Source organism: Streptococcus oralis (genome assembly GCF_026782285.1).
Classification (GTDB): Bacteria; Bacillota; Bacilli; order Lactobacillales; family Streptococcaceae; genus Streptococcus; species Streptococcus oralis_CG.
The window spans coordinates 1-13,576 of sequence record NZ_JAKUWG010000007.1 but is presented as its reverse complement, the minus strand read 5'-3'; the positions used below and the strand labels follow the sequence as shown (position 1 = coordinate 13,576).

Annotated in this window: 10 protein-coding genes; all 10 read right to left on the bottom strand. The window is 43.1% G+C overall.

Annotated elements, in window-relative coordinates:
- Positions 1 to 2,832 (bottom strand): SIALI-17 repeat-containing surface protein (locus MK403_RS05150; protein WP_268709164.1); only part of this gene is annotated, 2,832 nt, incomplete at its 3' end.
- A gap of 327 nt (positions 2,833 to 3,159) precedes the next feature.
- A complete protein-coding gene (locus MK403_RS05145) occupies positions 3,160 to 4,143 on the bottom strand; it encodes an acetylxylan esterase (protein WP_268709163.1) in 984 nt (327 codons plus the stop codon).
- A 318-nt stretch (positions 4,144 to 4,461) separates the two neighbouring features.
- Positions 4,462 to 6,477: an ATP-dependent DNA helicase RecG gene (gene recG / locus MK403_RS05140; RefSeq protein ID WP_268709162.1), complete on the bottom strand. Its 2,016-nt coding sequence runs from the start codon at positions 6,475 to 6,477 to the stop codon at positions 4,462 to 4,464.
- Positions 6,478 to 6,497: 20 nt separating this feature from the next.
- Positions 6,498 to 7,601: an alanine racemase gene (gene alr, locus MK403_RS05135; RefSeq protein WP_268709161.1), complete on the bottom strand. Its 1,104-nt coding sequence runs from the start codon at positions 7,599 to 7,601 to the stop codon at positions 6,498 to 6,500.
- Positions 7,591 to 7,953, bottom strand: coding sequence for a holo-ACP synthase (gene acpS / locus MK403_RS05130; protein ID WP_084911410.1), 363 nt, complete (start codon positions 7,951 to 7,953; stop codon positions 7,591 to 7,593). Before acpS ends, alr begins: the two co-directional genes overlap by 11 nt.
- A 44-nt stretch (positions 7,954 to 7,997) precedes the next feature.
- Positions 7,998 to 9,029 carry a 3-deoxy-7-phosphoheptulonate synthase gene (locus MK403_RS05125; RefSeq protein ID WP_000864028.1) on the bottom strand — a complete coding sequence of 344 codons (1,032 nt, stop codon included), beginning with the start codon at positions 9,027 to 9,029 and terminating at the stop codon, positions 7,998 to 8,000.
- Position 9,030: 1 nt separating this feature from the next.
- Positions 9,031 to 10,062, bottom strand: coding sequence for a 3-deoxy-7-phosphoheptulonate synthase (locus tag MK403_RS05120; RefSeq protein ID WP_268709160.1), 1,032 nt, complete (start codon positions 10,060 to 10,062; stop codon positions 9,031 to 9,033).
- Between the two features lie 79 nt (positions 10,063 to 10,141).
- Complete coding sequence (gene secA / locus MK403_RS05115) at positions 10,142 to 12,655, bottom strand: preprotein translocase subunit SecA (RefSeq protein ID WP_268709159.1); 2,514 nt, start codon at positions 12,653 to 12,655, stop codon at positions 10,142 to 10,144.
- Positions 12,656 to 12,815: 160 nt separating this feature from the next.
- Positions 12,816 to 13,106, bottom strand: coding sequence for a hypothetical protein (locus tag MK403_RS05110; RefSeq protein ID WP_084945861.1), 291 nt, complete (start codon positions 13,104 to 13,106; stop codon positions 12,816 to 12,818).
- Positions 13,107 to 13,124: 18 nt separating this feature from the next.
- Positions 13,125 to 13,460, bottom strand: coding sequence for a hypothetical protein (locus tag MK403_RS05105; RefSeq protein WP_239822309.1), 336 nt, complete (start codon positions 13,458 to 13,460; stop codon positions 13,125 to 13,127).
- Between the last annotated feature and the right edge of the window lie 116 nt (positions 13,461 to 13,576).

The window sequence follows — 13,576 nt, the reverse complement described above, 5'->3', positions numbered from 1 at the left end:
TGTAAATTCTGGTTTTTCAACTGTTGGTGCTGGTTCCTCACCCGCTGTTCCTAGTGGGCCTGTATATTCTGGAACTTCATGAACAGCAGCTTCACTTCCGTTCATTCCATTCGAAAGCTTAGTGCCCGCTACAGAGACTGGTAAATTATGCATACTTTCAATAGCACCTTCTGCCAGACCTGTAACTTTTTGACCCATATCCTCTGAATCCACCGTAAATAGGAGGGTTTTTGTGTCATACTGGGTCATGAAGCGTGCTGTTTTACCGTTTGCCAATTGAAGGGTTGGTGCCTTGTTGACCAATACTTCCGAATCAAACTCCATAGCAAGGATGCCTGGCCATTTTTCAATCGCATATTTCACTTTTGCTTCTTTAGGAGAAATCCAATCCTTGGTCAAGAAATCCCAGTTGAATTTTTTATAGGATAAAGTATAATCGTTTTGATTGCCATCCGCATGCTCATAAAGCAAACCATATTCGCCATTTCCGAGTTCTTGGAGTGAGTTGTAAGCAAACTTACCACTTTGTATAGGATTGTGTTTCAGCCATGTCAACTCACCATTCTCCTCAACACGAGCTAGGTGAACCAAACCATTGTTTCGTCCAGGACCACCAGCATTGCTGAGTAGAATGTATTCCTTTCCTTCATGCATGGTGTGAATAGCGGACATTTGAACATAAACATCTTTTACTTGAGGATAACGTTTGATTTCCTTATCCCACGTTGCTCCCCCATCATGACTGGTCGCAACCTGAAGATCACCAGTCAACCCACGCATAAAGAGCTTGAGATCCCCATTATTCAACTGAACAACAGTTGACTCCGTATTTTGGGCGCCTGGATTATTCATGGTAGAAGAGTGAATGGTTTGGTTGCCTACTGGACGGTTATCATTAACTGCTTCCCCTGCTTGCCATGTTTCACCATGATCATCTGAATAAATTACACGAGATGATTGAGAACCGCTTAGGTAGGAAACGTTGTTTGTTGTATAAACTGGAATCACCAGTCTTCCCTTATGAGATCCTGTACGCAAGGCAATCCCCGTACCAGGTCCAGTTCCTAGGAAGTGCATCCAATCTTTCCGAATCCCATGTGTAATATCTTTTGGTGCAGACCAAGTCTTCCCATCGTCATCACTGTAGGACATCCATAGGTAGTTGGTATTGGAAACTCTAAAAATATTCTTCTCGCTATACTCAAAATAAATATTCCCGATTAGCTCATTCCCTTTATACAAATCCCCCTTATCGCTGTAGGCTGGTTTTTTAGGGTCAACGACAACACGATAATCTGTCTTTCTGTTTTGAGGGTCGAAAACCTCTCCGTTTTCTCGAATCGTATAGCGACCTGATTCTCCTTGCTTATATAAAACTTGATAAACTTTATCTCCCACTTGTTCATAAGCTTTCGGAGCTTGCCCCGGTAATGAAAATACTGCCTTACTTTCAAGGAACATGTCATAAATTGCAAAAATTCTCTTTGTTTCAGGGTCTTGTACCAAGGCCATATCAATATTGACTGGAGATGGCCAATCTGCATGTTTAGCGTGCTCATTGTCACGAGGATTTGAGATTACGATTCGGTCTCCCCATGTTTTTCCATTATCTGAGCTACGACGAACAACCATCCCAATATCTCCCCAGTCAGAATGGTGCAAACGTCTTTCATCCGTTCCAGCAATCAGCGTTCCTTTATCAGTCTTGAGAAGAGCTGGGATACGATAACTCTTGATACCATCTTTATTTGGTTGATTGTTCCTACCACCTTCAAAGACGTCTTCTTTCTCAGTAACTTTTGCTCCCTCAGGAAGTTTCTGTTCCAATTCACCTCTTTCAAATAATTGACTTCGTGTTTGAACTTCATCTGGGCTTAAAGCACGATCGTAAACAGTTAGGTTTCGAACTTGTAGGTTTGATGCCCAAGCTGTTTTCTTGCCCCGTTTGGTTGCTCCAAGTTGAGCTTGATTAACATCTGGCATATCTTTGATAAAGTTACCAGATTTGAGACTTGTTCGAGATAAGACACCGTTCACATAGAGACGAACTCGACCATGAGGTAACTCCGCTGTCGGTTGTTCGACAGTAAAGGTCACGGAATTCCATTGTCCTGGGCGAACTTTCAAAGGAGCATCTGTATACTTATCATAGAACTGCTCTCCGTTAGCGCCACGCCCTTCAATAAGAGCTGTATTATCAAGGACCGACATAGTAAAGTACTCATTTTCCTTGGTGTCACTGGATACAGAGAAGAGATTGTAAAAGCGTGGAGCTGATGCATCTGGTTTGAACTCCATGTGAACTGTAGCATTTTGAAGTTTCTTTAGTTTATCTAGTTCACTTGATAAATCAACTCTCTGACCATTTGCCACATTGGTTTCAACATCTTCTTTTTCAAGGACAGGATTGGCATTTTTTAAATCTCTTGAGTAATAGTCACGAGGAATAGCACCCTGATCCTCTGATTCCTCTTCCTTATTTGCTTCTTCTGCAGGGGTTTCCGTAGAGGATGGAGTTTCTGATTCTGCACTCTCATTTTTTTTCAAGTGTTCTTGGTCCACCTCAACGCCGTTGTCTTGAGCTGCTGCCAATTTACCAGCCAAATCCTTATCCAAATGAGCAAGATCTCCCGAGGACGCTTCTTTTGGCAATTCTGATAAACCTTGACCAGGTTCGACAGTTTCTGTATTGGCCCCTGCTGCATTGGCTTGCTCTTGAGCTAAGACTGGATTTGCTCCAAATACCACTGTACCAATCACTACAGATGCCGCCCCAACTGCAAATTTTCGAATTCCGTATCGCTGTTTCCGATCTAAAGATTTGTAATTCATGTTTGTCCTTTCGTTTTTCATAAAATAAAGCGCTTTCTTTTTTTCTTAAAATTTTTAGTTCCTCCAACTAAACAAGTAAAAAGAAAGTAACCGACTGAATGAGACCTCCCATTCTTCAAACGTCCACTGCTCTTACTCTTTGACCAAACAGCGGAAAGTTCCCTCCTTTCGCATAATGTCTTTCCCTTATTATACAATAAACTTTGAACTTTATAGCTAAATGATATAGAATAGATTCTACTTTTAAAACTATTTTAATATTTCAAGTTTCCTGAAAGTACTTTTCGATTTTGGAAAATAAAAAGGGAGCTCAAGGCTCTCTTAAACTTATTTTTTTACATAGGAGAAAGGAATCTCACTACCACAGAGCCAGTTGTAGACTTGGTCATTGATAAAGACATTCATGGCTTCGTGGGCATACTCAGGCATGATTCGATAAGCCTTATCACAGGTCAGACGGTTGTAAATTGCAAACTGGGTAATGGGATAGCAAACATCGTCATCCAAGCCCGTAATCATCTTGACCTCACCTTTGATACGATGGGCAAGATTTTTCACATCGATATAGGCAAGAGTCGCCATGATTTCCTCCTCTGTTTCATGGAAGGGATCGTGAAACTTGAAATATCGGAAGAGTTCATCATAGGCTTCACTGGTATTACCAATCTCAAGCATCCGTCTAAAGTCTGACAAGAAAGGATAGATGGCAACTGTTTTCTGAATTCGAGGATTGAGCGCTGCTGCAACCAGAGCTAAAGCCCCTCCTTGTGAAGCACCATAGCTAGAAAGTCTTTCCTCATCTACCTGAGGCAGACTGGCAACAATTTCAACCAACTGGTAAATATCCAGATAGACATCCTTATAAAAGAGGTGGTCCCGACCTTCCACAGCACCACGGATGATATGCCCCTTCACAGTATTTCCTAGTGGAGAACGCAAGCCGTCTTGCGAATAGCCCGACTGGCCCCGCACATCCATGGAAACAACACCGTAACCAGCCACAGTATAGGCCAGCATGTCAGCCCAATCCCAGCCACGTCCCATATAGCCATGGAAATGGAAAATTAGGGGAACTTTCCCCTCAGTCTTTGGAAGGACGACGCGTGCATAGACCTTGCCTTCATTAGTTCCCTCAAAAGTGAGCTCAAAGCACTTGACTCGGGGAATGTGGAAATCTCTTTCCTCCAACTGGTAGGCTGGAAGAGTGGAAACTTTTTTTAATTCCTCATCCCAGAAAGCATCAAAGTCTTCTGGAACCTCATCCCGTCCTTTATAAGTCTTAATTTCTTCTAACAAAGCTGGATTTTTCATAGCATGCTCCTTTAGTTTTGTAATCGTTATCACAACTGTAGCATATCTAGGAAAGCAATGCAAGAAAGAATGCTAAATAGAAAGTGATTTTAGATTCTCTTTCCTCAAACCTATCGTCTGAAAGTAGTTTTAAAAATAAAAAGAGCGTTTCCGCTCTTTGTGTATCAATAAGTGCTAGCTCCTTTCTCTTGTTTGACAGTTTGAAACTTCTTTTGGTAGGTTACTTTAATAGTCATGAGAAAGTCCTCGTTTCTTTTTTGTTGACACTATCATAAGAAACAATCCTAAAAGCTAGCTTAAGTTTTCCTTAGAGAAAGCTTAATCTAGATGTTCTTTCTTCTCCAAATGAAGGGCAATCATGCGCCACTCTGGATCCTCTTGCCAGCCTTCTATCGAACTAATGTAGCTGGCGACCTTTCTGGCTTCTTCTAAAATTGGAAAATCTTCGATAATATCAGCCACTTGAAACTCTGGGAGACCTGATTGTCTGGTTCCAAAAATCTCACCTGAACCACGCATTTTCAAATCTTCCTCCGCAAGGACAAATCCATTAGTCGTTTCTGTCATGATGCGCATGCGGTCCTTCCCAGAGTCAGTCTTGGGATTAGCCACAAGAACAGCATAGGACTGCTTGTCCCCCCGACCAACACGACCTCTGAGCTGGTGAAGCTGGCTAAGACCGAAGCGATCGGCATCCATGATAATCATGACGGTCGCATTGGGAACATTAACCCCAACCTCGATAACAGTTGTAGATACTAGAATATCTGTTTTTCTCTCTTTGAAATCCTGCATGATCTGGTCTTTTTCGTCACTCTTCATCTTACCATGTAGAAGAGCCACTTCAGCCTTACCTGCAAAATGAGCCGTCAATTCCTCCGATAAGGCAATGGCATTTTTCAGATCCAGAGCTTCTGATTCTTCAATCAAAGGAGAGATGACGTAGGCTTGAGAACCTTTTTGAATTTCTCCCTCTAACCAAGTCAAAACCTGAGGCAGCTGTTCATGCTTAATCCAGCGAGTCACAATAGGCTTCCGCCCTGCTGGCATCTGGTCAATAATGGAAACATCCATATCTCCAAAGGCTGTGATAGCAAGCGTCCGTGGAATAGGTGTCGCCGTCATCATGAGAACGTCAGGATTGTCCCCTTTTTCCCGTAAAATACGCCTTTGCCCCACACCAAAACGGTGCTGCTCATCGATGATAATCAAACCAAGACGAGCATAATCTACTCCATCTTGTATCAGAGCGTGTGTTCCGATAATAAAGTCGGCCTCACCCTTGGCAATGGTCTCCAAGACTTCTCTTTTTTCTGCAGCTTTCAAGGAACCTGTCAAGAGAGCCAGTTTCAAGCTCGGAAAAAGGCTCTTCAAACTCTCATAATGTTGCTCTGCTAGGATTTCTGTTGGCACCATGAGAGCAGCTTGGTAGCCAGCCGTAACAGTAGAATACATAGCTAGACCTGCAACAACTGTCTTTCCGCTCCCTACATCTCCTTGCAGGAGACGATTCATGTGGTGGTCCGACTTCATGTCGGCCAATATTTCCCGCAAACTCTTTTCCTGAGCTTGAGTCAGGGAAAAAGGCAGACTTTCTTTAACAGCCGACACTTTTTCCTGAGACCAATTCAGAACCAAACCGCTTCCCTGAACTCTATTTTCAGACTTGAGCGTCTGTAACTGCATTTGAAAGTAAAAGAGTTCCTCAAACTTGATGCGGCGAAGGGCCTGTTTGTATTCTGCTAGATCCTTAGGAAAATGCATGGCACGAACGGCCTGACAACGGGACATGAGTTTGTATTTGTCCAGCAAAGACTGGGGAAGATTTTCCTCAATCAAGAGGTCCAGCCCCTGATCAAAGGCCGTCTTGATGACCTTGACCAGGCTGGCCTGACTGATTCCCTGAGCCAGACGATAGACAGGCTGGAGGTCATCTTCCACCTGAGCCAGGACCTTCATCCCTGTCAGACTGGCCTTGGCACGGTCCCATTTTCCAAAGACAGCAAGGGTTGCTCCCAACTCTATCTTATCAGCTAGGTAGGGTTGGTTAAAGAAATTCACCGCAAAAACGACTTCTCCCTGTTTGAGGCTAAAACGCAGGCGATTGCGCTTAAAACCATAATACTGGACACTGGCAGGAGTCACAACTTGACCAGACAGGACCGCCTTTTCACCGTCTTCCAGCTCCAGTACCTGTTTGCTCTTGAAATCTTCGTAACGGAAAGGAAAGTAGAGCAAGAGGTCTTGCAAGTTTTCAATTCCTAGTTTAGCGTATTTCTCTGCTGACTTTGGTCCCACACCAGGCAAGACATGCAAGGGTTGATGTAGATTCATGCTCCACTCCTTTCTTTAGTTTAATGATATTCTCTCGGAATGCGGTCGCTGAGGAGACAAACCACCTCATAGTTAATAGTCCCGCGGTAGGTCGCTACCTGAGTAGCCGTGATTTCCTTGTCCCCGTTTGTGCCGATCAGGGTTACTTTTGTTCCTAGCGGGTAAACCTTAGGCAGACGAATGGTAATTTGGTCCATAGATACTCGTCCGACGATTGGGCAAGCTTGACCATCTACCAAGACAGAGAAATTCTGCATATCACGTGTCCAACCATCCGCATAGCCGATTGGCACCGTCGCAATGACTTGCTCACTATTCGCTTGATAAGTTGCTCCATAGCCCATGCAAGCTCCAGCTGAAACTGTCTTGACATGAACAAGGGCAGACTCCAAACTCAAGGCTGGAGTCAAATCATAGGGCAAGTCCAAGACCTCTCCACTAGGATTCAGGCCATACATGGCATCTCCCATACGAACCGCATTGAAAATAGTCTCTGCATGCCAGAGGGTCGTTGCCGAGTTGCTGGCATGAATCAGCTCTGGGACTTCCTTCATACTTGCCAAAATAGTTTTAAATCGTTCTAACTGGGTATTAAAATAGGCATCTGATTCTTCATCTGCAGTAGCAAAGTGGGTAAAAATCCCCTCAACGCGAGCGCCATGTTGTTGGAGCAAGTCTTGAGCCAGATCAGCTTCACTGGCCTCTCTAAAACCAATTCGTCCCATTCCTGAGTCAATCTTGAGGTGGACAGTCAAGCCAGCTATATCCGCACCAGTAGCTAAGAGTGCTTGAATCCATTCCAATCCTGCCACCGTCAAGGTGATATCATATTCTTTAGCAAGAGCAACAGCTTCTATTTCAGAAACTCCTAAAATGAGAATTTTCTTGCTAAGTCCAGCCTGTCTGAGTTCAATAGCTTCATCAATATTAGAAACGCAAAAACCGTCGACATCATCCTGGATAGCCGTCGCAACAGCTACTGCACCATGTCCGTAGGCATTGGCCTTGACTACTGCCCACTTGAGCGTTCCTTCAGGGATATGAGCCCCCATTTGCTGAATATTTTGTCGAATAGCTCCCAGATGAATCAGAGCCTTGGTTGGTCTATGTGGACTAGCTTTCATGATTTTCCTCCAAAATGACACTGGCTGTCACAAACTGATCTGTATGGCTGATAGACAGCCAAATCTTTCCTGAAAATGGTGCCTGACTAAAATAGGGAGCCCCGCGTTCATTATTCAAAACTTCCAAATCCTGAAAGGTCAGTTTGCCAATTCCTGTCCCCATAGCCTTGGAAAAAGCTTCCTTAGCCGACCAGCGACCAGCCAAATATTCGATTTGTCTGCGCCCTTTGAGACTGGTAAATCGCTCCATTTCCTTAGTTGTCAGCACGCGCTTGGCAAAGCCCTCACGTCGTGTAACTGCACTTTCTATCGAAGCCAATTCTTCGATGTCAATTCCGTGTCCAACTATCATACTCATAAAAGGAGCTGAGATTCCCCCAACTCCATCCTTTTCACTTATTTTGTTAAGGTAGTATAAATTTCTTCTACCAAGGCTACTGTATTTTCCCATCCTAGACAAGGGTCGGTAATGGAGCAACCAAAGACCTCTGGTTGATTTTGGCGACCGTCTGCTAGGTAAGATTCGATCATAAAGCCTCGAACCGTCTTTTTAATCTTTTCATTCCAATCACGATTCAGTAAGGCTTGACGAACAATGCGAATTTGTTCCATATACTGCTTGCCTGAATTGTCATGATTGGTATCGATGATAATGAAGGGATTTTCAAGTCCCATGGTCTCATAGCGATTGATGGCATTTAATAGGGTTTCATAGTAGAAATTGGGTTCATTTTTACCATATTCGTTCATGGCACCACGAAGAATAACGTGGGCCAAAGGATTTCCTGAAGTTTCCACTTCTTGTCCATGGTAAAGGAAGGTTTGCTTGTTTTGAGCTGCATAGATAGCATTAAACATGACCCCAAGGTTCCCAGATGTTGGATTTTTCATTCCAACTGGAGCATCAATACCAGAGGCTACAAAACGGTGTTCTTGGTCCTCCACTGAACGAGCCCCTACAGCATGGTAGCTGACTAGATCATCAACCAAAACGAGATTTGACGGATAAAGCATCTCATCAGCTGTCGTCAAGCCCGTCTCCGTAATCACACGGTAGTGCAGCTGACGAACAGCCTGCAAGCCATTGATGAGACTAGGCGCTTCGCTGGTATTTGGTTGATGAATCATGCCTTTATAGCCATCTCCATTAGTACGAGGTTTAGCCGTATAGACACGCATCACGATAAAGATTTTATCCGCAACTTTTTTCTGCAAGTCTGCTAAACGACGAGCATATTCGAGTACTGCTTCTTCATTGTCCGAAGAGCAAGGTCCCATCACCAAAAGGATTCGGTCGTCCTCACCCGAGATGATGGCTGCCAACTCTCGATCTCGCGCTTCTTTTTTTCGCAAGGCTTCAGGTGATAGCTGGGTTGCAGCCTTGATTGCTTCAATATCTATTTCTTGACCTTTTTCGATAAATGCCATCTTATTCTCCTAGCGTTTGGTAGATTTCGCGAACAAGTGCTTCCGTATTGTCCCATCCTAGACACGGATCTGTAATGGACTTACCAAAAACTTCTGGCTCATTTTGACGTCCATCTTCTAGATAGGACTCAATCATAAAACCACGAACATATTTTTTGATCTTCTCATTCCAGTCACGGTTAATCAAGGTCTGACGAACGATACGGATTTGTTCCATGTACTGCTTGCCTGAATTGTCATGATTGGTATCGATGATGATAAAGGGATTTTCCAAACCCATCTTTTCATACTGATCAATGGTATCCATCAAATTGTCATAGTAGTAGTTAGGAATATTTTTCCCGTATTCATTCAAGGCACCGCGAAGAATGGCGTGGGACAATGGATTCCCTGTTGTTTCCACCTCTTTACCGAGGAAAAGGAAACTCTGTTTATTTTGCGCTGCATAGATCCCGTTAAACATGACATTGAGATTACCAGATGTTGGATTTTTAAATCCTGTCGAAAAGTCTGCTCCACTCGCTACAAAACGGTGCTGTTGATCCTCTACAGAACGAGCTCCAACAGCCATGTAAGAAATCAAATCATCTACCAGCGGAAGATTTTCAGGATAAAGCATCTCATCCGCTGTTGTCATACCAGTCTCAGAAATAACGCGGTAATGTAAATGACGAACAGCCTTGATTCCATTGATCAAGCTAGGTGCTTCTTTAGCATTTGGTTGATGAATCAAGCCCTTATAGCCATCTCCATTGGTACGAGGTTTAGCCGTATAGACACGCATGACCATAAAAATACGATCTTTGACCTCTTCTTGCAAAGCAGACAGGCGCTTAGCATACTCGAGAACCGCCTCTTCGTTATCAGATGAACATGGTCCTATCACCAAGAGAATACGCTGGTCTTCCCCACGGATGATGGCTTCCAATTCCTGATCACGTTGTTTTTTTCTCGCAAGAGCCGCCCCCTCTAATTTAGACAAGGCGCGAACTTCTTCAATGTTAATTTTAGGACTTTTAGCTGTAAATACCATGATTCATCTCCTTATAAAGCAAACGGACACCAAGCAAAAAATGATTTTCACCAGGTATCCGCCTGTATCTTATCTCATATTATTGTCTCTTACCATGACAGTTCTTGAATTTCTTACCAGAGCCACATGGGCATTGATCATTTCGTCCAATTTGGCTCAAGTCCACATCTTTTGGAAGCTGAGTCTGCTGCGCTGCGATATTACGAGTCGCAGTTGTACTGATATTGTGTTCAGTTTGCGGGCGTTCCTGTTCGTGGATTTGTGCTTTCATCATCAAGCGAGTCACATCGAATTCAATTGATCCAATCATGTCGTTAAACATACGGAAACCTTCTGCTTGATATTCTACAACTGGGTTGTTTTGGGCATATCCACGAAGGCCAACAGCATTTCGCAACTGGTCAAGAGCATCGATATGGTCTGTCCACTTGTTGTCTACAACGCGTAGAATCAAGACTTTTTGGAATTCTTTCACTGCATCTTCATCACGAAGTTTGGCAACTTGGTTGTCATAAACCTTCAATGCACGTTGATACAGCTCATCTTTGATGGCTTGATCTGATAGACCCGCAAGATCTGAACGGCTGATTGAATCTTCTGGAAGTAAGTTGTACTTAGCAAAGTTCAAGATTGCTTCTAGTTTTTCATCTTCTTTCGAACGAGCGTGTGCATCTACGATTCGTCCAATGGTACGACGGATCATAGCATGGATCTCAGGTGCCAAGTCACGGTCGGCAGTGATGACATCATAACGTTGTGCATAGATGATCTCACGTTGTTCACGCATGACATCATCGTATTGAAGGACCTGTTTACGTGTATCGTAGTTATTCCCCTCAACGCGTTTTTGAGCTGCTTCCACTTGACGCGTTAACATACGAGATTCGATGGCTTCATCAGACATGTTGAGTCGTTCAAAGATACCTTTCAAACGCTCTGAACCGAAACGTTTCATCAAATCATCTTCAAGAGACAAGTAGAACTGCGACTCACCTGGATCTCCTTGACGTCCTGAACGTCCACGAAGCTGATTATCGATTCGGCGGCTCTCATGACGTTCTGTACCAATGACGCAAAGTCCACCCAATTCACGAACCCCTTCACCAAGCTTAATGTCGGTACCACGACCGGCCATATTGGTTGCGATGGTAATCGCACCACGCTGACCAGCATTCATGATGATTTGAGCTTCTCTGTAGTGGTTTTTCGCATTCAAGACTTCGTGAGGAACACCTGCTTCGACCAATTTCTTAGAAAGGAAATCACTCGTTTCAACGGCAACAGTACCTACCAAGACTGGCTGACCCTTTTGATAACGTGCCTTCACATCTTCAACCACGGCCTTGAATTTTGCATCAAGGCTAGCATAGAGAAGGTCTGAATGGTCAATACGCTGGATTGGTCGGTTGGTTGGGATTGGGATAACACGAATGTTGTAGATTTCGCGAAATTCTTCTTCTTCTGTTTTACCAGTACCTGTCATACCTGCCAATTTCTTATACATACGGAAGAGGTTTTGGTAGGTAATAGAAGCTGAAGTCTTGGTCTCATCTTGGATTGGCACACCTTCCTTGGCTTCAATCGCCTGGTGCAAGCCATCAGAATAACGACGACCTTCCATGGTACGACCTGTAAATTGGTCGACGATCAGGATTTCCTGCTCTTCGCTAACCACATAGTCGATATCGAGAATCATGATATAGTTGGCACGAAGGGAATTGTCGATAAAGTGAGTAAGAGCTACATTTTCGATGTCGTAGAGATTTTCCAGTTTGAAGTATTCTTCAGCCTTGTCAATCCCTGAATCAGACAAACCAATAGTCTTAGACTGAATGTCGATGATATAGTCATCTTTGTCCAAAGATTTGACAAAGTGATCCGCCATATGATACAGCTGACTAGTTTCCACAGCATTGGCCCCTGAAACGATTAAAGGAGTACGAGCTTCATCAATCAAGATCGAGTCAACCTCATCGACCAAAGCATAGTTGAGCGGACGCTGTACCATGTTTTCTGCCCGAACAACCATGTTGTCACGAAGGTAGTCGAAACCAATCTCTGAGTTGGTTGAGTAGGTAATATCACAGAGATAGGCTTCTTTCTTCTCCATTGGTGACTTAGCAGCCAAATTAATCCCTACTGACAAACCAAGCCATGAGTACAATTCACCCATCTCAGTCGCATCACGTTCGGTTAGATACTCGTTGACCGTTACTACGTGAACCCCTTCACCTGAAAGGGCATTGAGGTATACAGGCATCGTTGCTGTCAAGGTTTTCCCTTCACCAGTACGCATTTCTGGCACATCTCCATGGTGGAGGACAATCCCACCCATGACCTGTACTTTATATGGGAAAAGTCCAAGAACACGCTTGGCAGCTTCACGGACTACCGCAAAAGCCTCATAGAGCAATGAATCCAGCGACTCACCCTTATTGTAACGTTCCTTAAATTCATCTGTTTTTGCTTTTAGCTGGTCATCCGTCAAGGCTACCATCTGATCTTCATATTTGAGAACCTTGTCTGCCATCTTTTCCAGACGACGAAGTTCTCCTTTATCATTTTCGATAATCGTTTTTAAAATATTAGCCATTATTTTCCTTACTTTAGATTCTGAATATTTTAGAATGTTCTTTTAATTCTAGCACATTTACTCTTAATTTTCAAGAAAGAATCCGCGTTTAAACAGGGAAAAGAGGCTAACTTCTAGGTCAGCCTCTTGGCTTTTTATGGACTACATTTCACACAAAAATTTAATTGCCAAGCAGAGCTGGCAAAATACCAAAAATCAGGAAGAGATTGATCCAGAAGGCCATACAAAAGATCACTCCAAAGAGGAAGAGACTTATCCTTTTAGTCAGTACTGAGAAAAAGATTGCCAATACACCAAAGACGACAAAGAGTTTTTTCATGATGAAGAAATAAATCGAAACTCCTCCTATTTGCAAATCCCATGGAAGACAAAAGACCAGCAGCCATAGCAAGCAAATCGTAAGAATGTAGGTCTTGTAGTGTCGATCAATGAACTGCTTTATCTTGAACATCGGAACCTCCTCTAAACTTTAGCTATTGATGAATGTCCTCGTTTTGTTCTCTTGTTTCAGCTTGAACATTCTCTTTAGACAGGCATAGACTTTCCAGTCATTCACAAGAGACAAAAAGACTAAAAGAATCCATATCACCCAAATTGTTAAATCAGCAGGATTTTTCAAGACAATATTAAAAATTAAGAATGAAAAAATTGTAAAAGCGATACTGAACAAAGCCCACAAGGGAAGATAAATCCAGTAAAAGTAATAGAAAAACGCGAAATGTTTACTATCTTTGTCCACCTTCTCAATCCAATGAAAAAAATAAAAGTAGGGTGATGATAGCAATAATATAAAAAATTTCTCCATCACACACCTCTTTTTAATAACGTTTTCTTTGATTTCATTCTATCAAAAAGATCTGGAAATGTCTTCCCAGATCTTGCTTGTTTATTCGGCTCTATAATATTTGTAGTGGGTAAATC

What these genes read in the sequence shown, in the direction of transcription:
- MK403_RS05145 (WP_268709163.1), bottom strand. Translation starts at nt 4,143, where the DNA reads ATGAAAAATCCAGCTTTGTTAGAAGAAATTAAGACTTATAAAGGACGG.
- recG (WP_268709162.1), bottom strand. Translation starts at nt 6,477, where the DNA reads ATGAATCTACATCAACCCTTGCATGTCTTGCCTGGTGTGGGACCAAAG.
- alr (WP_268709161.1), bottom strand. Translation starts at nt 7,601, where the DNA reads ATGAAAGCTAGTCCACATAGACCAACCAAGGCTCTGATTCATCTGGGA.
- acpS (WP_084911410.1), bottom strand. Translation starts at nt 7,953, where the DNA reads ATGATAGTTGGACACGGAATTGACATCGAAGAATTGGCTTCGATAGAA.
- MK403_RS05125 (WP_000864028.1), bottom strand. Translation starts at nt 9,029, where the DNA reads ATGGCATTTATCGAAAAAGGTCAAGAAATAGATATTGAAGCAATCAAG.
- MK403_RS05120 (WP_268709160.1), bottom strand. Translation starts at nt 10,062, where the DNA reads ATGGTATTTACAGCTAAAAGTCCTAAAATTAACATTGAAGAAGTTCGC.
- secA (WP_268709159.1), bottom strand. Translation starts at nt 12,655, where the DNA reads ATGGCTAATATTTTAAAAACGATTATCGAAAATGATAAAGGAGAACTT.
- MK403_RS05110 (WP_084945861.1), bottom strand. Translation starts at nt 13,106, where the DNA reads ATGTTCAAGATAAAGCAGTTCATTGATCGACACTACAAGACCTACATT.
- MK403_RS05105 (WP_239822309.1), bottom strand. Translation starts at nt 13,460, where the DNA reads ATGGAGAAATTTTTTATATTATTGCTATCATCACCCTACTTTTATTTT.